Here is a 24,412-nt window from a genome sequence, read left to right as displayed (position 1 = left end):
TCAGCCTCAGCCGATACCGCCGCTGACGCCGATCAGCGCGCCGATCAGGTAGGTCGCGCCGGCCGCCAGCCCGCCGAGCAGCAACTGCCGCAGACCGGCACGCCACCATGCGCGGTTGGTGAACCGGGCCACGATCGCACCGGCGACGAAGAGGCCGACGCCGCCGACGCCGAGCGCCAGCCAGAGGCTGGTGAAGCCGAGCAGGTACGGCAACAGCGGCACCAGCGCGCCGATCGAGAAGCAGACGAACGACGAGATCGCCGCGGCCCACGGGCTGGGCTGGTCGTCGGGGTCGACGCCCAGTTCCTCCCGTACGTGCACCCGCAGCGCCTCCTCCGGGTTGGCGCGTACCGCCTCGGCGACCTGCGTCGCCAGCTCGCGGGACAGTCCACGGGCGACCCAGGCGTCTGCGAGTTCCCGGGCCTCGGCCTCCGGGTGGCGTTCCAGCTCGCGCCGCTCCTTGGCCACCTCGGCGGCGACCTGCTCGTTCGCGGACCGGACGCTCGTGTACTCGCCGAGACCCATCGAGATGGCGCCGGCCACCAGGCCGGCCGTGCCGGTGAGCACCACGCTGCGCGGCGACACCCCGCCGCCGCCCACACCGGCGATCAGCGCGATGTTGGTGACCAGTCCGTCCATCGCGCCGAAGACGGCCGGGCGCAGCCAGCCGCCGGAGACGTCCGCGTGGTGCGCCTCGCGCAGTGCCGCAGGGGTGTCGGTCACGGCAGCGTCAGGATCTCGTAGCCGTCGTCGGTGACGACGATGGTGTGCTCGAACTGGGCCGTCCACCGGCGGTCCTTGGTGACCACGGTCCAGCCGTCGTCCCACATGTCGTACTGGTAGGTGCCGAGCGTGATCATCGGCTCGACGGTGAACGTCATGCCGGGCTCCATCACGTCGGTGGGGCGCGGGCTGTCGTAGTGCGGCACGTAGAGGCCACTGTGGAACGCCTCGCCGATGCCGTGTCCGGTGAAGTCGCGGACCACGCCGTAGCCGAAGCGCTTCGCGTACGACTCGATCACCCGGCCGATGACGTTGATCTGCCGGCCCGGCGCGATGGCCTTGATGCCGCGCATCATCGCCGTGTGGGTCCGCTCGACCAGCAGGCGGGCCTCCTCGCTCACCTCGCCCACGCAGAACGTGGCGTCGGTGTCGCCGTGCACGCCGTTCAGGAAGGCGGTGACGTCGACGTTGATGATGTCGCCGTCCTGGAGCACCGTGGTGTCCGGGATGCCGTGGCAGATGACCTCGTTGAGGCTCGTGCAGCACGACTTGGGGAAGCCCCGGTAGCCGAGCGTCGACGGGTAGGCGCCGTGGTCGCAGAGGAACTCGTGCACCACCCTGTCGATCTCGTCGGTGGTCACCCCGGGCTTGCAGTGCTCACCGGCGAGCTGGGTGGCCTGGGCGGCGAGACGCCCCGCCACGCGCATCTTCTCGATGGTCTCCGGCGTCTGCACGTGCGATCCGCGCCACTCCTGGGGACGCTTCTTACCCACGTACTCCGGGCGCGGGATGTGGGCGGGGACCGCTCGCCACGGGGAGAGCGTGCCGGGGGTCAGCGGCGCACGGACGGTCATGGCCCAAGCCTATCGCCGGGGGTGGTGTGCCCCCCGCCACAGGCCCGCCGGGCAGGTTGTTGCCGTGCCGCAAACGCTGTGCCATTGTTGCTCCGTGGATCAAGGGGGCGCGGCGCCCGTGTTCTCCGTGACGGCGCAGGTCGACGGCGACCGACTGCGCGTCCAGGTGACCGGCGAGGTCGACATGGCGACCGCCGACACCATGTTCCAGACCGCGCTCCGCGAGCCCGCCAAGCAGCTCACGCTCGACCTGCGGGCGGTCACCTTCTTCGATTCGGCCGCCATCCACGCCGTGGTCCGGCTCGCCCAGCGGTTCCCGGCCGCGCTCACCGTGCTGCCGTCCCCGCAGGTCCGGCGCGTGCTGGACATCTCCGGCCTCGGCGACCAGGACTGGCTCGCCCGGCCCTGACCGACTCGGGCGCCCTCCGGCTAGGAGGCCTCTCCCATCCCGGGCGACAGGCCCGGCCCCGGTTCCGGCCGCCCGCGATCCGACGCGGGGTGCCGCTCTCCCGTCTCCCCCGCGGTGTCCGGGGCGAGATCACGACGCAGCGACTCGGCGTCGCGCTTGCGCACCCCGCTCGCCCGGATCGTGTTCACCGCGATGATGGTGAGTTCGTTCGCCACGTTGATGCCGCTGACGCGCAGGCCGCTGCGCAATGCCTCCTGAACCAGGCGGAGGGCCGACATCGCGGCCCGCTGGGAACGGGAGGGCCGGCCGGCGGACGGGGACCAGCCCGCACCGACGGTGCGCGCGGCCTCGGCCAGGCACCGCGCGGCCTCGGCGAGCGACGGCGGGACGGGCTCGTCGTCACGGATCGCGCGTTCGAGGTTGAGCGCGACGTCGCGGCTGTGCAGCAGGGAGCGGATCATGAGGATGGCGCCGTGCCGCCATCCCTGCAGCGCGCTCTGGTTGTGCCACCGTAACGGCGAGATGCGGACGACCTCGTCGGCGCCCGACATTGCGGCCTCCACCTCCGAGGTGTCGAGCCGGCGCAGCCTGTCGAGACCCTGACGGGCCAGCTCGGCGTCCCGGGCCAGGGCCGCGTCGGCGAGACGGTCCAGCTCGGCGGCCATCTGGTCGAGCAGGGGCCGGCCGGCCCGCCGGATCCGGTGGATCGGGTGCAGGGGCAGCACCACGACCGCGACCAGGATGCCGACCGCCCCACCGACGACGCCGTCGACGAAGCGGGGCAGCGCGATGTCGGTCCGGGCCGGGAACAGCACGGCGATCACCATCGCGCTGCCGCCGACCTGGGTGACGAACGCCCCCTCGTCGCTGAGCAGGACGGCGACGAGGATCGCGGCGGCGACGATGACGCCGATCTGGACGTATCCCTGCCCGATCCAGGAGACCAGCAGGTCGCCCAGCGCGATGCCCACCGCCACGCCGGCGATGAGCAGCAGCGTACGGCGGAAGCGCTGGCTCACCGAGCTGGCGATGGTGCCGACCGCGACGGCGGGCGCGAACAGCGGTTGCGGGTTGTGGATCAGATCCTTCGCGACCCACCACGCGACTGCGGCGGCCACTCCGCACTGCACCGCCACGAGCAGGCTCAACCGCACCCGCCGCAGCCGATCCCGCGCAGTGGCCCGGCCGGTGCGGCGAATCGCCGTCCACGCCGCACCTACCGGGTCGTCCCCGCTGCCGCGGGAAGGACGGAACGACTCACGCCCCATGAGGCGATCCTAGGGACTTCGCCGTATTTGATCCGCTTTACGCGACAACAGCCCTCAGTTCCGGTCGGTCAGCCGGCGGCGCAGCGTCAACTCGGTGCCCGCCTCCGTACGCGTCACGTCCATCTCCCCCAGCGCCTGGATCAGCGCCAGCCCGCGTCCCCGGAAGCTCGACCCGCTCGACTCCCGCCAGCGTCCGCTGTCCCGGATGGTCGCGGTGACCGTGCGGTCGGCGATAGTCACCTCGACCTCGATCGTCGGGTCCACCGGGTCGACCGGGTGCTCGATCGCGTTCGCCGCCGCCTCGGAGACCGCCACGGTCAGGTCGAACAGGTCGGTCTCGCCGACGTGGTGGGCGACGAGGAAGTCCTCCAGCCGCTTGCGGAGCACGCTGAGCCGGGTCGGGTCGGCGGGCAGGCGCAGCGCGAACCGGTTCAGCTCGGCCGCCTCCAGCGCGAGCACCGCCACGTCGTCGTGCCGGGACCGCTCGGCCACCCGGGCCATGACGGCGTCGACCAGGTCCGCCACGTGCCCGGCGCGCGCCGTCGCGTCGGCCCGCAACTGGCCCAGCCCGGCGTCGATGCCCGCGGACCGGTCCTCGATCAGGCCGTCGGTGTAGAGCAGGAGCCGGTTGCCCGGTGCGAGTTCGCCCTCGGCGGCCGGGTAGACGGCGCCGGGGATCGCCCCGATCGGCGGTCCGAGGGCCCGATCGTGCAGGAACGCCACGTCGTCTCCTCGGATCAGCAGGGGTGACGGATGACCCGCGCTGGCGTACCGGATCCGGCCCGTGCGCGGCGAGAAGCCGAGGCAGACCACAGTGGCGAAGGAGCCGCTGCCGGCGGAGTGGACCAGCCGGTTGAGCCGGGTCAGCGCCTCACCCGGGTCGTAGCCCTCCAGGACGTACGCCCGCAGCGCGTTGCGGAGCTGGCCCATCGCCGCGGCGGCCCGCACGCCCTTGCCGACCACGTCACCGATGACCAGCACCAGGTCGTCGTCGGCGGTGGCCATCACGTCGTACCAGTCGCCGCCGACCTCCACGTCGGCGCTGCCGGGCAGGTAGCGGCTGGCCACCACCGCGCCGGGCAACTGCGGCAGCGTACGCGGCAGCAGGCTGTGCTGGAGCGTGGTGGCGATGTGGTGCTCGGCCTCGTAGAGCTGGGCGTTCTCCAGCCGTACGCCGATCAGCCGGGCCAGTTGGGCCAGCGCCGCCTCCTCGGTGCCGCCGCCCTCGCGGCGCCACACCCGCAGCTCGCCGAGTTGCTCGCCGGCGGTGCCGGTGAGCGGCAGCACCACTGTCGGCTCGACGGGCAGGTCGCCGCCGGCGTCCTCCTCGTGGCGCGCCCCGGTGGCGGTGACCCGGACGCGTCCGGCCTCGGCCAGGCGCAGCGCGTGCCGGGCGGCCACCCGCACCACCTCGGCGGTGGACCGGGCAGTGTTGATCTCCACGGCGGCGTCGGCGAGGGCCCGCAGGCGGCGGATGATCTGCCCGCGCAACTGGCCCAGCTCGACGTTGGCCCGCACCCGGGCCACCAGCTCCTGGCTGGAGAACGGCTTGGTCAGGTAGTCGTCCGCGCCGGTTGACAGGCCGGCGACCTCCTCGGCGGCGCCGGCCCGCGCGGAGAGCAGCACGATCGGCACGTGCCGGGTCGCCGGTTCGGCGCGCAGCGCGGCGACCAGCCCGAAGCCGTCCAGCCGGGGCATCATCACGTCGGTCAGCACCAGGTCGAACGGGGTCTCCACGGCCAGCCGCAGCGCCTCCACGCCGTCCGGCACGGCCACCACCTCGTACGCCGGGGAGAGCAGCCGGACGACGTGCTCGCGCAGGTCGGGGTTGTCGTCGGCGAACAGGATTCGGCCGGACCCGCCGGGTGAGCCGGACGGCTCCGGCAGCCCGGTGGGGCGGGCCACCTCGTCGGTCCACAGCGCCGTCTCGGCGACGTACAGGCGGGCCTGCTCCGGTTCGCTCAGCGGCACCGGCGACAGGGCGGCCACCCGGTCGGCGGGCAGGTGCGCGTACCCGAAGGGCATGGTCACGGTGAAGGTGGTGCCCCGGTCGACGACGCTGTGCGCGGTGACAGTGCCGCCGTGCATCTCGACCAGCTCGCGGACCAGGGCGAGCCCGATCCCGGTGCCCTCGTGGGTACGGGAGCGGGCACCGGCCACCCGGTGGAACCGCTCGAAGACCTGCGGCAGTTCCTCCGGGGCGATGCCGACGCCGGTGTCTGTCACCTCCAGGACGGCGGCGCCGTCGGTGGCACGGACCCGGACCCGGATCTCGCCGTCGAAGGTGAACTTGACCGCGTTCGACACCAGGTTGAGGACGATCTTCTCCCACATGTCCCGGTCGACGTAGACCGGCGCGGGCAGCGGCGGGCAGTCCACCACCAGGCGTAGCCCGGCCCGCTCGGTGGCCGAGCGGAACGTGCTGGCCAGCCTGGAGGTGTAGTCGGACAGGTCGGTGGGCTGGTAGCGGGCGGCCAACCGGCCGGACTCCAGCCGGGAGAAGTCGAGCACCGTGTTGACCAGCTTGAGCAGACGCAGCCCGTTGCGGTGCATGACGGTGAGCAGGTCGAGGTACCGCTCGGGCAGCTCCCGGTCGGCGAGCATCTCCTCCATCGGCCCGAGGACCAGCGTCAGCGGAGTCCGGAACTCGTGGCTGACGTTGGCGAAGAAGCTGGTCTTGGCGCGGTCCAGCGCGGCCAGCTCGGCGGCGCGGGCGCGTTCCTGCTCGTACGCCCGCTGCTTGCCCACGGCCCGGGACACCTGCGCGGCGACCAGGTCGACGAAGTCCCGGTAGTCGTCGGTGAACGGCAGCCGCCGGGACACCCCGAGCAGCAGCACACCGGCCGGTTCGTTCGTCGCGGTCAGCGGCAGCAGGAGCGCCTGGCCGGCGGCGTCCGGCGGCATCGCGCCCGGCAGGTCGGCGGTGGCGATCCAGCGCGGCTCGGTGAACGGCTCGCCCTCGGGCAGGCCGGGCGGCGGATCGGCGACGGTGGCCGGATCCACGCCGGAGCAGCCGCCCGGCACGAGCGTGCCGCGCTCGTCGGGGAACCACAGCGCACTGAACGGCACGTCGGCGCGGTGGGCGTCGAGCACACGGGTGACGGCCCGGCCCAGTTCGAGCATGCTCGGCACGTCGCCCAGCTCGTTGCCCAGCTCGGCCAGGGCGCGCAGCCGGCGCTCGCCGAGCACCCGCCCGGTGGTCTCGTTGACGAAGCAGAAGATCCCGCTGACGCTGCCGTCGACGTCGCGGATCGGGTCGTACGAGACGTCGAAGTAGACGTCCTCCAGGAAGCCGTGCCGGTTCAGCACGAAGGGGTGGTTCTCACCCCGGTAGGGCACGCCCGTGCGGCGCACCCCGTCCAGCAGCGGGCCGAGCACGTCCCAGGTCTCGGCCCAGTGCCGGTGCGCGGCCTGCCCGATCACGGCGGGGTGCTTGTCGCCGATGGTGGGCCGGTAGGCGTCGTTGTAGAAGGCGAGATGCTCCTCGCCCCAGAACACCACCATCTGGGCGCGGGACGACAGCATGGTGCTCATCGCGTGGCTGAGCGCGGCGGGCCAGCGGTCCGGGCTGCCGAGCGGGGTGGCGCGCCAGTCGAAGGCGCGCAGCCGCTCGCCCATCTCGCCGCCGGCCGCGAACGCCGCGGCGAGCAGCGGCGACAGTGACGCCTCGCCGGCCGCCGGGGACGAACGACTGTCGCCCCCGCCCCCCTGGGCCGAGCTCATGCAGCCTCCCGCTCCGGCCATGATCACGACGGTCGGCGCTGTCACGCCGACCGTCCCCGCCTACTACCCCGACGGTCGAGCAACGTAACGCACCCGCACCGTTCGACGCTGCTTACCTCCGTGTCATCCTGGCGTAACCGACGCTCCGGGGCGACTCGGGCGACCTCGCAGGGTCGGCGGGACCGCCGATTCGGCTGTCCGCGCACCTACGAAACGCGGGTGTGTGATCTGGCCGACATCGCGGCCCGGACCAGCGCGGCCACCGGCCGCGGATCGGCCTCGTTCTCCGGATGCCACTGCACCCCGAGCACGAAGCGCCGCGCCGGATCCTCCACCGCCTCGACCACCCCGTCGTCGGCCCAGCCGGTCACCGCCAGGCCGCCGGGGTCGGCCACCGCCTGATGGTGGTACGAGTTGACCCGGTCCACCCCGGTCATCACCTCGGCGGCCCGGCTGCCGGTGGCGAAGCGCACCGGATGCGACCCGTACACGCCCGGCGCGGGCCGGTGCCCGTCGTGCCCGACCACGTCCGGCAGGTGCTGGTGCAGCAGACCGCCGTACGCCACCGCGAGCAGCTGCATCCCCCGGCACACGCCCAGCACCGGCAGGTCGGCGGCGAGCGCGGCGGTCAACAGCGTCGTCTCCCCCGCGTCGCGCTCCGGCCGGCTCTCGGTGCGCGGGTCCGGCGGCTCGCCGTACCGCTCCGGGCCGACGTCCGCGCCGCCGGCCAGCAGCAGCCCGTCCAGCAGCCCCAGCACGTCCGCGTCGGCGTCGTCCGGGGGCAGCACCACGGCCCGGCCGCCCGCCGCGGTGACCGCCCGGACGTACGCGTGCGGCACGAGCGTCGCCGGCACGTCCCGCCACACCGCCCAGCCGGCCGGCTCGACGTATGCGGTGATGCCGATGACAGGTCGCGTCATAGCGGAGTGACGTACGCGCCGGTGATGCCGCCGTCGACGACGAACTGCGCGGCGGTCATGAACGAGGCGTCGTCGCTGGCGAGGAACGCCACCGCGGCGGCGATCTCGGTCGGGTCGCCGAACCGGCCCATCGGCACGTGCACCAGCCGCCGGGCAGCCCGCTCCGGGTCCTTGGCGAACAACTCCAGCAGCAGCGGCGTCGCCACCGGCCCGGGACACAGCGCGTTGACCCGGATGCCCTCGCGGGCGAACTGCACGCCCAGCTCCCGGGTCATCGCCAGCACCCCGCCCTTGCTCGCCGTGTACGCGATCTGCGAGGTGGCCGCGCCCATCAGCGCCACGAACGACGCGGTGTTGATGATCGAGCCCTTGCCCTGCCGCCGCATGTGCGGGATGACGTACTTGCAGCACAGGTAGACGCTCGTGGTGTTGACCCGCAGCACCCGCTCCCAGGCGTCCAGGCCGGTCTCCAGGATCGAGTCGTCGTCCGGCGGCGAGATGCCCGCGTTGTGGAACGACACGTCCACCCGGCCGTGCCGCTGCACCACCCCGTCGAACAGGTCACGCACGGCCGTCTCGTCGGCCACGTCGGCGGCGACGAACTCGCCGCCCACCTCCTGGGCGGCCCGGGTACCGGCGTCGGCGTCGATGTCCACGCACACCACCCGGGCGCCCTCGGCGGCGAAACGCCGTACGGTGGCCAGCCCGATGCCGCTGCCCGCGCCGGTCACGACCGCCACCCGGTCGGAAAGCCGTCCCTGCACTGTGATCACTCCTCGGTGCCGATGAACACGTTCTTGACGTCGGTGAAGGCGTGCAGCGCGTCCGGACCCAGCTCCCGGCCCAGGCCGGAACGCTTCATCCCGCCGAACGGGGTCCAGTAGCGCACCGAGGAGTGCGAGTTGACGCTGAGGTTGCCCGATTCGACGGCGCGGGCCACCCGCACCGCCCGCCCGACGTCCCGGGTCCAGATCGAGCCGGAGAGCCCGTACTCGGTGTCGTTGGCGAGCCGGATCGCGTCCGCCTCGTCGTCGAACGGCAGCACCGAGACGACCGGGCCGAACACCTCCTCCCGCCAGTGCCGATCGGCCGGGGAGCCGGCGAGCAGCACCGTCGGGGCGTACCAGAAGCCGGGACCGTCGGGGCACGAGCCGGTGAATGCGACGTCCGCCCCGTCGACGTACCCGGCGACCCGGTCCCGGTGCGCGGCGGAGATCAGCGGGCCCATCTCGGCCGTGTCCCGGGCCGGGTCCTCCACCCGCACCGCCCGTACGGCCGGTTCGAGCAGTTCCAGGAACCTGTCGTACACCCGGCGCTGGACCAGGATCCGGGAGCGGGCGCAGCAGTCCTGGCCCGCGTTGTCGAAGACGGCGTACGGCGCTGTCGCCGCCGCCTTCTCCAGGTCCGCGTCGGCGAAGACGATGTTCGCCGACTTGCCACCCAGCTCCAGCGTCACCCGCTTCACCTGGGCCGCGCAGCCGGCCATGATCCGGGTGCCGACCTCGGTCGAGCCGGTGAAGCAGATCTTGCGGACCGCCGGGTGGGTGACGAACCGCTCGCCGACCACACTGCCCCGACCGGGCAGCACGGTGAACACGCCGTCGGGCAGGCCGGCGTCGCGGGCCAGTTCGGCCAGGCGCAGCGCGGTGAGCGGGGTCAGCTCGGCCGGTTTCAGCACCACCGTGTTGCCGGCGGCCAGTGCCGGGGCGAACCCCCAGCCGGCGATCGGCATGGGGAAGTTCCACGGCACGATCACGCCGACCACGCCCAGCGGCTCGTGGAAGGTCACGTCGAGCCCGCCGGGCACCGGGATCTGGTGCCCGGTCAGCCGTTCCGGCGCGCCCGCGTAGTAGTCGAGCACGTCGCGGACGTTGCCCGCCTCCCAGCGCGCGTTGCCGATGGTGTGCCCGGCGTTGCGCACCTCCAGGAGCGCCAGCTCATCCAGATGCGCGTCGACCCGGGCGGCGAACCGCCGCAGCAGCCGCCCCCGATCCCCCGGCGCCACCCGACGCCACGTCTCGAACGCCGCGGAAGCCCGCGCGACCGCCGCATCCACGTCCTCGACGGAGCACCCCGGAACGACCCCGATCCCCGCCCCGTCGACAGGCGAAATCACCTCACCCACGCGCGCCCCTCCCCTTCTCCCCGCCGATCTTGCAGTTGCTGCCCCGGCAAAAGCCGCACAACACCCCGGCCGGGGGCCGCAAGTGCAAGATCGACGTGGACAGCGGGGCGCGACGGCGGGTCAGAGGCGTTCGAAGCCACGAGTCAGCTCCCAGTCCGTCACCGCAGCGTCGAAGGCGGTCAGCTCGACCTTCGCCTGGTTGGCGTAGTGGGCGGCCACCTCGTCGCCGAACGCCTCCCGGGCCACCTCGGAGCGCTGCCACAGGTCCAGCGCGTCACGCAACGTGGTGGGCACCCGCTCGGCGTCCGGGTCGTCGTACGCGTTCCCGGTGCACTCGTCGCCCAGTTCCAGCTCGTTCTCGATCCCGTGCACCGCGCCGGCCACCAGCGCGGCGATCGCCAGGTACGGGTTGACGTCGGCCCCCGGCACCCGGTTCTCCACCCGCATCCCCTGCCCGTGCCCGACCAGCCGCAACGCACAGGTGCGGTTGTCGGTGCCCCAGCGCAACGCGGTCGGCGCGAACGAGCCGGGCTGGTAGCGCTTGTAGGAGTTGATGTTCGGCGCGAAGAACAGGCTGAACTCGCGCATGGTGGCGAGCAACCCGGCCAGCACCCGCTGCCCGGTGACGCTCAGGTGCGCCGGCCCGTCCCCCAGCATCGCCGACGAGCCGGAGGCGTCGCGCAGCGAGAAGTGGATGTGGCAGGAGTTGCCCTCCCGCTCGTTCGGCTTGGCCATGAACGTGATCGCCATGCCCTCCTGGGCGGCGATCTCCTTCGCGCCGTTCTTGTAGATGACGTGGTGGTCGGCGCAGCGCACCGCCTCGTCGTACCGGAAGGCGATCTCGTGCTGGCCGAGGTTGCACTCGCCCTTCGCGCTCTCCGGGGTGAGCCCGGCGCCGGCCATCTCGGTGCGGATGCGGCGCAGCAGCGGCTCGACCCGGGCGGTGCCGAGCAGCGAGTAGTCCACGTTGTACTGGTTGGCCGGGGTCAGGTCGCGGTAGCCGCGCCGCCACGCCTCCTCGTACGAGTCGCGGTAGAGCACGAACTCCAGCTCGGTGCCGGCGTACGCGGTCAGCCCGTGCGCGGCCAGCCGGTCGAGCTGGCGGCGCAGGATCTGCCGGGGCGAGGCGACCACCGGGCCGGAGCCGTCCAGCCACTCCAGGTCGGCCAGCAGCAGCGCGGAGCCGGGCTGCCAGGGCATCCGGCGCAGCGTATCCAGGTCGGGGCGCATGGCGAAGTCGCCGTAGCCGCGTTCCCAGCTCGACATCGCGTACCCGTCGACGGTGTTCATGTCGACGTCCACGGCGAGCAGGTAGTTGCAGCCCTCGCTGCCGTGCGAGACCACCTGGTCGAGGAAGTAGGGCGCGTGGAACCGCTTGCCCTGCAAGCGCCCCTGCATGTCGGTGAGCGCGAGCACCACCGTGTCGATCTCACCCTCGGCGACGGCGACCCGCAGCTGCTCCAGCGAGAACGGAGTTTTCCTCATCGACGCGCCTCCATCACCAAGGTCTACTGGCAGAACCGGATCACCGTCAATGCCCCCTGCGGCCACCGTCGCAAACGCGATCGGTCGAGGGCGGAGGCCCGCCCGCCCCGTTGAGGTAGGTGAGAACGGCCAGGACGCGGCGGTGGCCGCTGTCGGTCACGGCGAGGCCCAGCTTGGTGAAGATGTTGCCGATGTGCTTGTGTACGCCGTTGTCGGTGATGACGAGCCGGTCGGCGATGGCGGTGTTGTCGTGTCCCTGGGCCATCAGCGCGAGCACCTCGCGTTCGCGGGGCGTGAGGACGGAGATGGGGTCCCGGCGGCGGGCCAGGAGTTGGGCGACGACCTCGGTGTCCATGGCGGTGCCACCGGCGGCCACCCGGCGCAGCGCGTCGACGAACTCGTCCACCCGGCTGACCCGATCCTTGAGGAGGTAGCCGACACCGCCGCCGGTGGTGGCGAGGAGTTCTGCGGCGTACTGCTGCTCGACGTACTGCGACAGCACCAGGACCGGCAGGTCGGGATGCTGTCGACGGGCCTTCAGTGCGGCCCGGATGCCCTCGTCGCGGAACGACGGCGGCAACCGGACATCGACAATGACAATGTCCGGCCGGTGGTCCCGCACGGCGGTGAGGAAGCCCGCCGCGTCGCCCGCGATGGCGACGGTGTCGAATCCGACGCTGTTGAGCAGCAGTTTCAGCCCGGTGGCCAGCAGCACGTTGTCTTCGGCGATCACAACCTGCACGGCAGCTCCAAGGTGATCGTCGTCGGCCCGCCGGCCGGGCTGTCGACGTCGACGGCCCCGTCGAGCGCGAGCACGCGGCGACGGATTCCAGCCAGGCCGGTGCCGACCCGATCGTCGGCGCCGCCGACGCCGTTGTCGGTGATCGCCACCGACAACCGGTCGGCCCTGCGGGTCACCGTGATGCCGGCCGCTGTCGCCCGGCTGTGCTTGGTGACGTTGGTGAGCGCCTCGGCAACGGCGAAGTAGACGACGGCCTCCACCGCCGCCGGCACGGTGTCGAGGTCGCCGACGTCCAGCCGGGTCGGCACGCCGCAGCGGGCCGTCACCGCGGTCAACGCCCCGGTCAGGCCGCGGTCGGCGAGGATCGGCGGGTAGACGGTGCGGATCACCTCACGGAGTTCGGTCATCGCCTCCTCGGTTCCTTCGTGGGCGTCCCGGAGAAGATCCTCCAGGAGCTGCTCGTTCCGGGGGTTGTCGTACAGCGCCCGTCGGGCCACGGCCAACCGCATGGCGATGGCCACCAGCCGGGCCTGGGTGCCGTCGTGCAGGTCGCGCTCGATCCGGCGCAGCTCCGCGCCGTGCGCGTCGAGCACGTCCGCCCGGGTACGGGTCAGCACGGCGACCCGGTCGGCGAGCTGTTCGGTCGTGGAGTGCGACAGCACCGCCAGACAGATCCGGGCGTGCGCGCGGGCGATCGGCGGCAGGGCCAGGTACGCCAGCGCCGCGAGCAGGAGCATCTGCAGGGGGCCGAGGGTGAGAGCCGACGTCCAGCCGGTAACCGGGATGTCGATGAACAGCCGGGGCCGTTCTTCCGGCGCGAACGCCCACCACAGCGGTGTGGCGACCGCGGCGGGCACGAGGTTGCCTACGCACAACAGCGTGAGCAGACCGAACACCGTCCCGGTGAGGGCGTTCACCGGCAGCCAGAGCAGGTCGCGGAGCGTGGCCGGATCGGCCCAGGCCCGGCGGCCCGGCACGGGCAGGGCGGGACGTGCCGCCAAGGGCGTCCCGAGCAGGCGGCCGGCTCGGCTCCGGTGCCAGTTCGCCCACCGCCGGGCGAGCCTCGGATGGCACAGCAGCGGCAGCGCACACAACGTCGCGATTCCGGTGGCCAGTGCCGCCAGCAGGAACACGCCAGCACGCCACACCTGCACCCATCGTCGTCCTGACGTCACAGCATGCCTTTCCGCGTACCGGCGGGGCGGTGTCCCGGCCCGGCGCCAAGTCTGCCCGGCGACTGCCGCCCGGGGCACTACAGGCAGCTGTACCTGAAATGCGGTGGTACGAGGTATCGGCCCGCGCCGAAGCCGCTCCTAGCGTCGACGGCATGAGATCGAACAGCAGAATTCCCTCGCTACGACGAGTCGCGTCGGGTGCGGCGGCCGGACTTGTCGCCCTCGGAGTCGCGGTCACCGGGCTCGGCCCCGCGGAAGGATCGGCGACCCGTCCGGGTCACCCGGACAGGCGGCTGCAACGGGACACCGACGCGATCCACGCCCTCGGGGTGACCGGCGTCCAAGCCCGGGTGACCACCGCCGACGGCCGGCACCTCGTCGCCACCAGCGGCGTCGCCGACCGGGCCACCGGACGCCCGGTGCCACCGACCGGGCGCTTCCGGATCGCGAGTACCCGCAAGGCGTTCGAAGCCGCCGTCCTCCTACAACTGGTCGAGGAGCACCGGCTGTCCCTCGACGACACAGTCGAGCGGTGGCTACCGGGCGTGGTCCGCGGCAACGGCAACGACGGCCACCGGATCACCGTGCGTCACCTCCTGCAGAACACCAGCGGCATCCACGACGACCTGCCCGGCTACACCACACCCGAGGAATACCTCCAGCAGCGGTACGACGTCTACACACGCGAGCAACTCGTGGCGCGGGCGATGAACCACCGGCCGGACTTCGAACCCGGAGCGAGCTGGAACTACTCCAACACCGGCTTCGTCCTGGCTGGCATGATCATCGAGCGGGTCACCGGCCGGTCGCTGCGACAGGAGGCCACCGACCGGATCGTCAGTCCGCTCGGCCTGCACGACACCACCTGGCCCGGCACCTCGCCGTCCCTGCCCCGCCCGCACGCCCGGGCATACCAACTGTTCGAGACCGGTGAGCTGGTGGACGTCACCGAGCAGGTTCTGGTCGACCCGGACTCCATCGTCTCCAGCACCCGAGACCTCGACCGGTTCTTCCGGGCCCTGCTGGGCGGCCGGCTGTTGCGCCCCGCACAACTGGCCGAGATGAGACGCACGGTCGAGATCAACGAGGACATCGGCGCGATCTGGCCGGGCGGCCGCTACGGGCTCGGCCTGGTCAGCCGCCCGCTGCCCTGCGGGGGCGTCTACTGGGGCCACGACGGCGGCGACGGCGGCTACATCACCGTCACCGGCGTCAGCGACGACGGCCGGCGCAGCGCCGTCGTGTCCATGTCCGCCTCGCTCGGCGACTCGCTGGACCACATGCTCGGGCAGCAACGCGGCGCCGACACGCTGATCCAGAACGCGCTGTGCGGCCGGTTGTGACCGGACCAAGCCGCGTGCCGTGAACGAGAGCCCGACCGGCGAGCACGCGGGTCGGGCCCATTTCTGCGGTAGGCGGGGCCCAGCTCAGCCGCCGCAGGGCGGCCCGCTGTGGGTGGCGACGAGCAACCTCGACGGTCGCGGCACGACGGCGGCCGACGACCGCGTCCTCCGTTTACCGCTCACCCACCGTCGCCCCACGAGCTGACCCGGGGGTACGCGGACAGCGCGGCCCGGGATCAGTCACGTCAGAACGATGAGGCACCGGCCACGAGCGCCCGGGCCGCGTCGGTCCACCAGTAGAAGACCTCGCGGCCCGACCGGCGCTTCTGAAGCAGGCCGGCCTCCGTCAGCACGCGCAGGTGACCCCCGACAGTGCCCAGTGGCAGTTCGGTCGCGGCGACCAATGCGGTGGTGCTGATCGGTTCGGCCGCCTGCACCAGGATCCGGCTCCGTGCGTCACCGAGCAGACGCCGCAGAGGATCCGGCGTGCCGAGAGGCGCCCCGGCGAAGATCCCCGTCACCGGATAGACGATCCCGAACCGGTCGGGCAACCTCCAGGAGACCCAGCCTCCCCGGCAGTGGGCCGCGAAGAAGGTCAGCTCCCCGCCCCGTACGTCGAACGGCGGGTAGGGCCGTTCCTCGACCTGCAACCGGCCGTCGCCGAGCCAGCACATGCCCGGCCGCATGTCGTCGATGACCCCGGCCCATCCGTCCCTGCCCAGGCGGGAGATCCGGGACACCACGTCGGCGCGCAGTACCGATTGCCGGCGCGGCCAGTCCGCCTCGATCGTGTGGTGCCAGACCCAGCGCAGCAGAGCAGCAGCCCGGCCCGCCAACCCTGGACCGCGCAACTCGGGGGGCAGCGGGGAGCGTACGCGGGCCAGATCCGCTCGGATCCGCTCGTCCGGCAGCGATTCCAGCGCCACGATCTCGTCGTCGAGCGTCATGTTCGGACGGGCGGGAGGCACCGTCATGAAGTCGGCCATCCAGGAGGGCGACATGGCGTGCGCCACGATGGCCGCGGTCACGGGGTCGCCGTCGAGGAAACCTCGGAATGCGTCGGCGTGCTGGTCCCGCCAGGCCCGGTGCCACGGAAGCGGCTGACCTCGGCGCAGGATGTTGAGCGCCCCCAACGTCTCGGTGAGTTGTGACGTGCCGAAACGTGCCTGCGCCATCACTTCTGCGTCGACCAGGAACACCGCCACGTTTCGCCTCCAGTCGAAACTCTAGGGTCGCACCGCGCGATACCTCAAGCTGCCGGCCATGCAGAGCGTCATTCAGTCGACCGAACCGCGGACCGTGGGCGGGCGGAACTTCAGGGCGTTGTGGGCCGGTGTCGGGATCACCAACCTGGCCGACGGCGTCGTCAAGCTGACCCTGCCCCTGGTGGCCGTGTCGATGACGGACTCCCCCGCACTGGTCGCCGGCACCACTCTGGCCAACACCCTGCCCTGGCTGTTGTTCTCGCTGCCCGCCGGCGTCCTCGCCGACCGGGTCGACCGCCGACGCCTGATCATGGCCTCGACCGTCGTGCGCGCCCTGATCCTGGCCGTGCTCGTCGCCGGCTTCCTCGCGGACGCGCTGCCGCTGGCCGGCCTGTACGCGGGAGCACTGGCACTCGGCATCGCCGAGGTGTTCACCGACACCACCCGGATGTCGGTGGTGCCGATGGTCGTCCCCCGGAACCGCATGGAGTCCGCGTACGCCAAGTTGACCGCGACCGAGACCGTCGCCAACGAGTTCATCGGGCCTCCTCTGGGCGGGCTGCTGGCTGCCGCCGGGCTGGCCGTCGCGCTCGGCGCCGGAGGCGTCGGCTACGCCGGCGCGCTGCTCGCCTTGGCGCTCATGACCGGTCCCTATCGCAGCAACCGCCACCCCGGCTCGACGCCGAGCGCGTCCGGCCTTCGTGCCGACATCCGGGAGGGCGTCCGGTACGTGTGGCGGGAGCGGGTGTTGCGGACGCTGCTGCTGGTAGCCGGCGCGGCGAGTGGCTGCTGGGCGGCGTGGATGTCGGTCATCGTCGTCTATGCGGTCGCGCCCGGACCGCTGGACCTCAGCCGCTCGGAGTACGGACTGCTGATCGGCGCCCTGGGAGTGGGCGGCGTGCTGGGCGCCGGTGTCGCGCCGGCGCTCACCCGCCGGCTGGGAAGGCCGGTCGTCCTCACCGCGTCGATGGCCTGTTTCGCCGTGCTGCTGGCGGCACCGGCGATCTCCTCGTCACCCCCGCTGATCGCCGTGACCACCCTCCTGGGCGGCGCCGGCAGCGGCGCCTGGAACGTCACCTACAGCTCACTGCGCGCGCTCGTCGTCCCCGATGCGATGATGGGGCGCTACAGCGGGGTGAGTCGCCTGACCAGCTGGGGATCGATGCCGCTCGGGGCTCTGCTCGCCGGCTTCACCGCGGAACTGATCGGCGTCAGAGCGGTCTTCTGGGGCGGGGCAGCGCTGTGTGCCCTGGTGATCGCGGTGACGTTGCGTACGGTCAGCTCGCCGGAGTTCCGGCGGTTGGAAGCCCGCGCGAACGCCTCCACGGATCGCGACTGACTCGCCGCGATCCGAGGTGCCGACGCTGACGCGTCACATCGGCCGGACCCAGGCGGACCGCCACTGCGGGGACGGGTCCGCACCGAGGCTCGTCCAGTACTCCCGACCGTCGACGATCCGCCCGTCGCGCACGGTCCAGAACGACGCGACCCGGTGCACGCCCATCCCCTCGTGCGGCACCTCCACTTCGGACACGACCGTCTCGCCCGCCGCCACCACCCGCAGTACCCGGATCGACCAGCCCTCCGGGTACTCGGCGTTGATCTTCACGTAGTTGTCGCGGCCCACGATCCGCTCGGCGCTGGCCGGCCACTCCACCACCACGTCGTCGGCCAGCAGCTCGCCGACGCCGGCCCAGTCCCGGGCCTGCATGCGCTCCCACAACGCGCGTACCACCGCTTCCGAGTCCATTACCGGATGATGGCAGGACCCACCGACAGCTACGACGGCTCGGCGGGCTCGGGTTCGGGTTCGGCCTGGTCGACGGTGCGGCGCGGGCCGGTGAACCACTTGCGGGCCGAGGCGTACCACCAGATGGCGACGCCGAGCAGTACGCCACCGATGGCGATGGGCGCGTAGTTCACCGCCGTCCAGCTGAAGTCGGGGTTGCCTGGTACACCCGCCGGGACGATCGGCAGCACGAAGTAGACCGAGATGACCGCGATCTCGACCACCGCGATCCAGCCGAGCAGCTTGTAGCGGCGGCCGAGCGTCCACGGGCCCGGGGTGAACCGGTCGCCCATCCGCAGCCGCAGGAAGATCGGGATGATGAAGGACAGGTACAGCCCGATCACCGCGACAGACACCACCGCGTAGAACGCGACCGGGATGCCGCCACGCTGGTAGAGCGCGGGCAGCGTGAGCACCAGCCCGGCCAGCGTCGCGCCGATGATGGCGTTGACGGGCGTGCCGTTGCGGTTCACCTTCGACCAGAGTCTCCAGCCGGGCACCGCGCGGTCCCGGCTGAACGCGTACGCCATCCGCGACATCGACGTCACGCAGCTCATGCCGCAGAAGAACTGCCCGATGGTGGAGATGATGATGACGGCCTTGAAGAAGAACGGCGTCAGCGCGCTCTCGAAGATCGCCCCGGAGAAGCCGCCCGCCTCGTTTATGGCGTCCACGTCGGTGGCCGCGAACAGGAACGCCAGCAGCAGGATCCAGCCACCCACCGCCGAGTAGAAGATCGACCGCCACAGCCCCTGCGCGGCGGCCTTGGACGCGCCCCGGGTCTCCTCGGAGACGTGCGCGCAGGCGTCGAAGCCGGTGATCGTGTACTGCGTGAGCAGGAAACCCAGTGGCAGCACGTAGAACCAGAACGCCAGCCCGCCGGTGTCGCCGTCCCCGAAGCCGGAGTTGTTGAACCGCTCGGTGAACACGAACTGGAAGCTCTGGTGGTTGTCCGGGACCAGGACCAGGATCAGCACCACGGCGGCCGCGCCGGCCACGTGCCACCAGACCGAGACGTTCTGGAGTACGTCGATGATCCGGTGCCCGTAGATGTTGATCAGCCCGTGCAGCGCGAGGATCACCACGAACAGCCCGAACGTCTGGTGCCCGGTGCCGGCCCAGCCGTCGAACAACGCCGACAGCGTCAAGTTGAGGAACGTGGCGCAGCCGTAGTCGACCGACGCGGTCACCGCGACCAGCCCGATCAGGTTGAGCCAGCCGGTGAACCAGCCGTGCACCGGCCGGCCCATCGTCGCCGCCCACCAGTAGATCCCGCCCGCTGTCGGGTACGCGGACACCAGTTCGGCCAGGCAGAAGCCGATGATCAGGATGAACAGCGAGATCAGCGGCCAGCCCCAGGAGATCGCCACCGGGCCGCCGTTGTTCCACGCCTGACCGAACGTGGTGAAGCAGCCGGCCAGGATCGAGATGATGGAGAACGAGATCGCGAAGTTGGAGAAGCCGCTCCACTTGCGGCGCAGCTCCTGTTTGTAGCCGAGTTCGGCGAGTCGTCGGGCGTCGTCGTCCATCGGCTGCTCGGCGGTCGGCGCGGGCGTCGTGGCCACTGCACACCTCCTCGAGGCGATGCTCGTGCGAGTGCTCGCAGTGTGCTCCCGGCCGATCAAGGTGGTCAATACGTACCCCGGTAATTGCGTTGTCGCCCGATCCCACCCGGGGCATCATTGTGGGCGTGACCAGGCCCGACCCGACGGGCCGGCACCGGGCGCTCGGCAACGCCCGGTCCGCGGCGGCGCGCGGCGTCCACCTCTCTCTCACTGATGTACGGCGAACTGCCGTACCCTCCGGACGCCCCGCGCCGCCGCACCTCTAGACGAACAGCAGCCCCGCGACCCACAGCGCGGCGATCATCAGGCCGGCGGTGAACTCCAGGACCATCGACAGCCCGGCCGCCTTGAGTGCCTGCACCGTGGCCGGCCAGGCGAGGCGGGTATCGCCCAGCCGCAGCCGTTCCGCGCCGAAGATCCCGCCGACGAAGCCGATCGGCAGCCCGATCACCGGGATCACGAAGAACCCGACCACGCCGAGCAGTCCGCCGGCCAGCAGCGACGTGGTGGGCACGCCGGTCCGCTTCAGGTTGCGCCCCGGCCAGAGGTACTTGAGCACGGTGCCGCCGGCGGCGATCGCGGTGGCGGCGGCGAGCACCGCCCAGCGGCCCGGCCCGGCGTCGCCGAACAGCGTCCACACCAGCACCCCGCCCCAGCACAGCGGCAGAGCCGGCAGCCCCGGCACGATCACTCCGGCCAGGCCGGCGACGATCGCCAGCGCGGCGACCACCGACACCACGGCCTGCGAATCGGTAAGGCTCACAGTTCTCTCCTACCCGCCCAGGCGGGCGCGGATGCCGTCGGCGGGCACGGGTGCGCCGAACAGCCGGCCCTGCCCGGTGTCGCAGCGCAGCGCGCGCAGCCGTTCGGCCTGTACCTCGGTCTCCACCGCCTCGGCCGTCACCGACAGCTCCAGCGCGTGCGCCAGCCGGACCAGCGCGTCCACGATCCGCTCGTCCCGGTGGTCGGCGGCCACGTCCCCGCCGTCACCCTTTATCCCCTCGACGAACGGGCCGGCCAGCTTCACGCAGTGGATCGGCAGCCGCCGCAGGTACGCCAGGTTCGAGTAGCCGGTGCCGAAGTCGTCGATAGCCAGCCGCAGCCCGAGGCCGGCGAGCTGGTGCAGCGTCCGCAGCGGCTCACCGGCGCTGCCCATGACGGCGCTCTCGGTCAGCTCCAGCTGCAACAGCTCGGCCGGCAGGCCGGTGTGCTGCAACGCCTCGGCCACCGTCTCCACGATGGCCGGGTCGTCGGCCTGCCGGGCGGCCAGGTTGACGCTGACCACCGGCGTGGTGTCCGGGTACGCACGCCGCCACGACTCGGCGTCGCGGCACGCCTGACGCAGCACCCAGGCGCCGAGCCGGACGATCAGGCCGGTCTCCTCGGCCAGCCCGATGAAGCGGTCCGGCCCGATCAGTCCCAGCTCCGGGTGCTGCCAGCGCACCAGCGCCTCGACCGCCACCATCGTGCCGTCCAGCAGCGACACGATCGGCTGGTAGTGCAGCACGAACTCGCCCCGGTCCAGCGCGGCGGGCAGGTTCGCGGCCAGCGCGGAACGGGCGATGTCGGCGGCGCTGCGCTCCGGGTCGTACACCGCCCAGCGGCCCCGGCCCTCCGCCTTGGCCCAGTAGAGCGTGGTGTCGGCGGCCTTCATCAGGTCACCGACGCTCGTCTCCGCCGCCGGGCACTCCACGATGCCGATGCTCGCCGATACGGCCAGCTGCTGGTCGCCGACGTGCACCGGCGCGGACACCGCGGCCAGGGCCAGTTCGGCGACCTCCACCGCGTCGTCGATGCCGCCGTCGGAGTCGACCAGGATGACGAACTCGTCGCCGCCCATCCGGGCCACCAGGTGACCGCGCCCGGCCACGCAGTCGCTGAGCCGGCGGGCGATCACCTTGAGCAGCCGGTCGCCCAGGTCGTGGCCGAGGCTGTCGTTCACCGCCTTGAAGCCGTCCAGGTCGATGAAGCAGAGGCCGACGCGCTGGTCCGGGCCGGCGCCGTCGAAGACCTCGCCGAGTTGTTCGAAGAACAGCGTCCGGTTGGGCAGGCCGGTCAGCGGGTCGTGCAGCGCCTGGAAGCGCAGCCGCTGCTGCAGCTCGTACCGCTGGGTGATGTCCTCCACCATCGCGACGGTGAACCGGGGCCGGCCGTCGTCGTGCCGGATCAGCGAGACCGCGAGGTCGGTCCAGACCACGCTGCCGTCCTTGCGGTAGTAGCGCTTCTCCACCCGGGCGCTGTCCCGCTTGCCCTCGATCAGCTCCTTGTACAGCTCCCACATCCCGGCCGCGTCGTCGGCATAGGCCAGCGCCGACACGTTCATCCGCCGCATCTCCGCGACGGTGTAGCCGAGCATGTCCGCGAACGCCTGGTTGACCTCGATGATCTGCCCGTCCACCCCGGCGATGCCGATGCCGATGACGGCGCCGGTGAAGACCGCCCGGAAGCGGGCCTCGCTGTCGCGCAGCGCCTGCTCGACGGTGTCCCGGGCCTGCCACGCCGACCGGGCGATCCGCTCCTGCTGGCTGAAGACCCGGTCGCGCAGCGCGCGGGCGAACCCGGCAGCGAACGCGCCCTGCAGCAGCGCCACCCGCTCGCGCAGCTCCGGCGACTCGGTGCGTGACGGCAGCACCCAGGGCAGGAACCGGTCACCGAGCGCCTGCACCGACCAGTCGAGCACGCCCGGCTCGGTGAGGTGCGCCTGGACCAGGGCACGCCCCACCTCCTCCGCCGGGCCGGCGGAGAAGGTGGGGGCGAGCAGGGCCTCGCCGAGCCGCTCGGTGAGCGGCACCAGCAGGCGCTCGGTCTCGGCCGCGCTCAGCGGCACGAACCCGATGCGACGCACCGCGCGAGCCCACTCGGCGGCGTACGCGGCGGCGCCGGGCCGGCTGACGTCTCCCCCGTCGCTGTCCGGGGCGCGCATGGGGTTCAGCCGGCGGCGCGGTCGTGCCGGGCGACGCCGCCGAAGGCCCCGAACCGCTCCGGGTGCTCGTCCACGTCCGACGGGGAGTCGGGCCGCCACAGCGGCATGTGCACCACGCCCGGTTCGAGGATCGTCCAGTCGCCGAAGAAGCCGGTGATCTCGGCCCGCGAGCGCAGCGTGATCTCGGTGGCGGTACGCGCCGACAGCCGCTGCGCGTCCAGCATCTCCTGCGGCTGGTCCTCGAACGTGGAGTGGGAGATGACCAGGTAGCTGCCGGGTGCGGCGGCGGCGCGCAGGGTGGCCAGGATGTCGGCCGGGCGGTCGGCGTCGGGCACGAAGTGCACCACGCCGGCGAGCAGGATGCCCAGCGGCCGGTCGAAGTCGATCAGGCCGCTGGCGGCGGCGTGGTCCAGGATCAGCTTCGGCTCGCGCAGGTCGGCCAGGACCGCGGTGGCCCGGTCGTTGCCGGCGAGCAGTTCGTGGCTGTGCGCCACGGCGACCGGGTCGATGTCGACGTACACGATCCGGGCGTCCGCGTTGGCGGCCTGGGCGACCTCGTGCACGTTGCCGACGGTGGGGATGCCGGAGCCGATGTCGAGGAACTGGTCGATGCCGGCGTCGAGCAGCACCCGTACGGCCCGGCGCAGGAACTCCCGCCCGGCGCGCATGGTGGCGGCCAGGTTCGGCGTCATGGCCGCGATCTGTTCGGCGAGCTGCCGGTCGATCTCGAAGTTGTGCGCCCCACCGAGGAAGTAGTCGTAGACCCGAGCGGCGCTCGGCCGGCTCAGGTCGATCTCGGTGGGCAGGCTCTCCGGCGTCTGCATCGCTCGGTCCCCCAGGTCGTCGTCCGCCGTCGATGGCGGATCATGTGGTCCAGACCACTCTAGGCCGGTACGGCGGGGTTCGGGAGATCCACAGCGGGCGATGCCGGCGGCCCGGTTCAGCCGGCCGATTCCAGCAGCAGCGAGATGCCCTGGCCGACGCCGATGCACATGGTGGCGAGCGCCCGCCGGCCGCCCCGCCGGCGTAGTTCCAGCGCGGCGGTCAACGCCAGCCGGGCGCCGCTGGCACCGAGCGGGTGACCCAACGCGATGGCACCGCCGCCGGGGTTGACGTGCTCGGCGTCCTCCGGCAGGCCCAGCTCACGCAGCACCGCCACGGACTGCGCGGCGAACGCCTCGTTCAGCTCGATCACGTCCACGTCGACGAGCGACAGGCCCGTCCGGTCGAGCAGCTTGCGGGTCGCCGGGACCGGGCCGATGCCCATGATCCGCGGCGGTACGCCGGCGGACGCGGCGCCGCGTACCCGGGCCAGCGGGGTGAGGCCATAGCGTTCGACGGCGGCCGCGGAGGCGACGAGCAGCGCGACGGCGCCGTCGTTGACGCCGGAGGAGTTGCCTGCGGTGACGGTGCCGCCCTCGCGGAACGGGGTGGGCAGCGTGGCGAGCTTCGCAAGCGTCGTCTCGCGCGGGTGCTCGTCGGCCTCGACCAGCTTCGACTCCCGCTTGCCGGCGGGCACCGTCACCGGGACGATCTCCTCGGCCAGCCGGCCGTCGGCCTGCGCCTTGGCGGCCCGCTGCTGCGACCGGTACGCGAAGGCGTCCTGCGCGGCCCGGTCCACGCCGAACTCGGCCGCCACGTTCTCCGCCGTCTCCGGCATCGAGTCGACGCCCCAGCCCTTGCGCATCAGCGGGTTGACCAGCCGCCAGCCGATCGTGGTGTCGTACACCTCGGCGGTGCGGGCGAACGGCGTGGCCGCCTTCGGCATGACGAACGGCGCCCGGCTCATGCTCTCCACGCCACCGGCCACCACCAGGTCGGCCTCCCCGGCGACGATCGCGCGGGCGGCGGAGGCGAGCGCGTCGAGGCCGGAGCCGCAGAGCCGGTTGACGGTGCTGCCCGGCACCTCCTCCGGCAGGCCGCCGAGCAGCGCCGCCATCCGGGCCACGTTGCGGTTGTCCTCACCGGCCTGGTTGGCGCAGCCCAGGATCACGTCGTCGGTGCGGGCCCAGTCGACAGACGGGTGGCGGGCCACCAGCTCGCGGACGACGTGCGCGGCCAGGTCGTCCGGGCGGACCCCGGCCAGGGCGCCGGCGTACCGGCCGATCGGGGTACGGACTCCGGCAACGAGATAGGCCACTGTCATCGCGCGTACGTCCTTCG

The 24,412-nt window shown here is 72.3% G+C and carries 20 protein-coding genes; 3 read left to right on the top strand and 17 right to left on the bottom strand.

Annotated elements, in window-relative coordinates; genetic code table 11:
* Positions 1 to 6: 6 nt before the first annotated feature.
* Positions 7 to 723 (bottom strand): VIT1/CCC1 transporter family protein, encoded by a 717-nt coding sequence (locus IRY44_RS07945; RefSeq protein WP_194799779.1) that lies wholly within the window; start codon positions 721 to 723, stop codon positions 7 to 9.
* Complete coding sequence (gene map, locus IRY44_RS07940; protein ID WP_073830294.1) at positions 720 to 1,577, bottom strand: type I methionyl aminopeptidase; 858 nt, start codon at positions 1,575 to 1,577, stop codon at positions 720 to 722. The genes IRY44_RS07945 and map overlap by 4 nt, the downstream gene beginning before the upstream one ends.
* A 64-nt stretch (positions 1,578 to 1,641) precedes the next feature.
* On the opposite strand from map, the gene IRY44_RS07935 reads away from it, so the two are divergent.
* Positions 1,642 to 1,986 (top strand): STAS domain-containing protein, encoded by a 345-nt coding sequence (locus tag IRY44_RS07935; protein WP_194799778.1) that lies wholly within the window; start codon positions 1,642 to 1,644, stop codon positions 1,984 to 1,986.
* 20 nt (positions 1,987 to 2,006) lie between these two features.
* Here IRY44_RS07935 and IRY44_RS07930 read toward each other — a convergent pair whose 3' ends face one another.
* The 8 genes from IRY44_RS07930 to IRY44_RS07895 form a co-directional block, all read right to left on the bottom strand.
* The gene (locus tag IRY44_RS07930) at positions 2,007 to 3,254 is read right to left on the bottom strand and encodes an aromatic acid exporter family protein (RefSeq protein WP_194799777.1); all 1,248 of its coding nucleotides are present in this window, start codon (positions 3,252 to 3,254) and stop codon (positions 2,007 to 2,009) included.
* A 54-nt stretch (positions 3,255 to 3,308) separates the two neighbouring features.
* Entirely contained in the window at positions 3,309 to 6,977 is a 3,669-nt protein-coding gene (locus IRY44_RS07925; RefSeq protein WP_194799776.1) for a SpoIIE family protein phosphatase, read from the bottom strand.
* Positions 6,978 to 7,183: 206 nt separating this feature from the next.
* On the bottom strand, positions 7,184 to 7,897 hold the full coding sequence (locus IRY44_RS07920; protein WP_194799775.1) for a gamma-glutamyl-gamma-aminobutyrate hydrolase family protein: 714 nt from the start codon (positions 7,895 to 7,897) through the stop codon (positions 7,184 to 7,186).
* On the bottom strand, positions 7,894 to 8,661 hold the full coding sequence (locus IRY44_RS07915) for a 3-oxoacyl-ACP reductase (RefSeq protein ID WP_135243808.1): 768 nt from the start codon (positions 8,659 to 8,661) through the stop codon (positions 7,894 to 7,896). Before IRY44_RS07915 ends, IRY44_RS07920 begins: the two co-directional genes overlap by 4 nt.
* A 5-nt stretch (positions 8,662 to 8,666) precedes the next feature.
* Entirely contained in the window at positions 8,667 to 10,013 is a 1,347-nt protein-coding gene (locus IRY44_RS07910; protein WP_370584887.1) for an aldehyde dehydrogenase, read from the bottom strand.
* A gap of 129 nt (positions 10,014 to 10,142) precedes the next feature.
* Positions 10,143 to 11,507, bottom strand: coding sequence for a glutamine synthetase family protein (locus tag IRY44_RS07905; protein ID WP_194799773.1), 1,365 nt, complete (start codon positions 11,505 to 11,507; stop codon positions 10,143 to 10,145).
* Positions 11,508 to 11,553: 46 nt separating this feature from the next.
* A complete protein-coding gene (locus IRY44_RS07900) occupies positions 11,554 to 12,249 on the bottom strand; it encodes a response regulator transcription factor (RefSeq protein ID WP_194799772.1) in 696 nt (231 codons plus the stop codon).
* Positions 12,237 to 13,397 (bottom strand): histidine kinase, encoded by a 1,161-nt coding sequence (locus IRY44_RS07895; protein ID WP_269696302.1) that lies wholly within the window; start codon positions 13,395 to 13,397, stop codon positions 12,237 to 12,239. The genes IRY44_RS07900 and IRY44_RS07895 overlap by 13 nt, the downstream gene beginning before the upstream one ends.
* A gap of 179 nt (positions 13,398 to 13,576) precedes the next feature.
* Between IRY44_RS07895 and IRY44_RS07890 the strand changes: the two genes are divergently transcribed.
* Positions 13,577 to 14,767: a serine hydrolase gene (locus tag IRY44_RS07890; RefSeq protein WP_194799770.1), complete on the top strand. Its 1,191-nt coding sequence runs from the start codon at positions 13,577 to 13,579 to the stop codon at positions 14,765 to 14,767.
* Positions 14,768 to 15,012: 245 nt separating this feature from the next.
* On the opposite strand, the gene IRY44_RS07885 is transcribed toward IRY44_RS07890, so the two are convergent.
* Positions 15,013 to 15,942: a helix-turn-helix transcriptional regulator gene (locus IRY44_RS07885; RefSeq protein WP_194799769.1), complete on the bottom strand. Its 930-nt coding sequence runs from the start codon at positions 15,940 to 15,942 to the stop codon at positions 15,013 to 15,015.
* An 88-nt stretch (positions 15,943 to 16,030) separates the two neighbouring features.
* Between IRY44_RS07885 and IRY44_RS07880 the strand changes: the two genes are divergently transcribed.
* Complete coding sequence (locus tag IRY44_RS07880) at positions 16,031 to 17,311, top strand: MFS transporter (RefSeq protein WP_194799768.1); 1,281 nt, start codon at positions 16,031 to 16,033, stop codon at positions 17,309 to 17,311.
* A gap of 33 nt (positions 17,312 to 17,344) precedes the next feature.
* Here IRY44_RS07880 and IRY44_RS07875 read toward each other — a convergent pair whose 3' ends face one another.
* From IRY44_RS07875 to pcaF, 6 genes are all read right to left on the bottom strand, one after another.
* The gene (locus tag IRY44_RS07875; protein WP_194799767.1) at positions 17,345 to 17,722 is read right to left on the bottom strand and encodes a nuclear transport factor 2 family protein; all 378 of its coding nucleotides are present in this window, start codon (positions 17,720 to 17,722) and stop codon (positions 17,345 to 17,347) included.
* Between the two features lie 29 nt (positions 17,723 to 17,751).
* Positions 17,752 to 19,326, bottom strand: coding sequence for an amino acid permease (locus IRY44_RS07870; protein WP_194799766.1), 1,575 nt, complete (start codon positions 19,324 to 19,326; stop codon positions 17,752 to 17,754).
* Positions 19,327 to 19,588: 262 nt separating this feature from the next.
* Positions 19,589 to 20,089: a DUF456 domain-containing protein gene (locus tag IRY44_RS07865; protein WP_194799765.1), complete on the bottom strand. Its 501-nt coding sequence runs from the start codon at positions 20,087 to 20,089 to the stop codon at positions 19,589 to 19,591.
* A gap of 9 nt (positions 20,090 to 20,098) precedes the next feature.
* Positions 20,099 to 22,249, bottom strand: a complete 2,151-nt coding sequence (locus IRY44_RS07860; protein WP_194799764.1) for a bifunctional diguanylate cyclase/phosphodiesterase — start codon at positions 22,247 to 22,249, stop codon at positions 20,099 to 20,101.
* Between the two features lie 5 nt (positions 22,250 to 22,254).
* Positions 22,255 to 23,073, bottom strand: coding sequence for an SAM-dependent methyltransferase (locus IRY44_RS07855; RefSeq protein WP_194799763.1), 819 nt, complete (start codon positions 23,071 to 23,073; stop codon positions 22,255 to 22,257).
* Positions 23,074 to 23,189: 116 nt separating this feature from the next.
* Positions 23,190 to 24,395 (bottom strand): 3-oxoadipyl-CoA thiolase, encoded by a 1,206-nt coding sequence (gene pcaF, locus IRY44_RS07850; protein WP_194799762.1) that lies wholly within the window; start codon positions 24,393 to 24,395, stop codon positions 23,190 to 23,192.
* Positions 24,396 to 24,412: the final 17 nt, after the last annotated feature.

The sequence above is a fragment of the Micromonospora sp. ANENR4 genome (genome assembly GCF_015354395.1).
GTDB classification, from domain to species: Bacteria; Actinomycetota; Actinomycetes; order Mycobacteriales; family Micromonosporaceae; genus Micromonospora; species Micromonospora aurantiaca.
The sequence above is the reverse complement of the archived record's forward strand: the minus strand, read 5'-3'. Positions and strand labels throughout refer to the sequence as shown.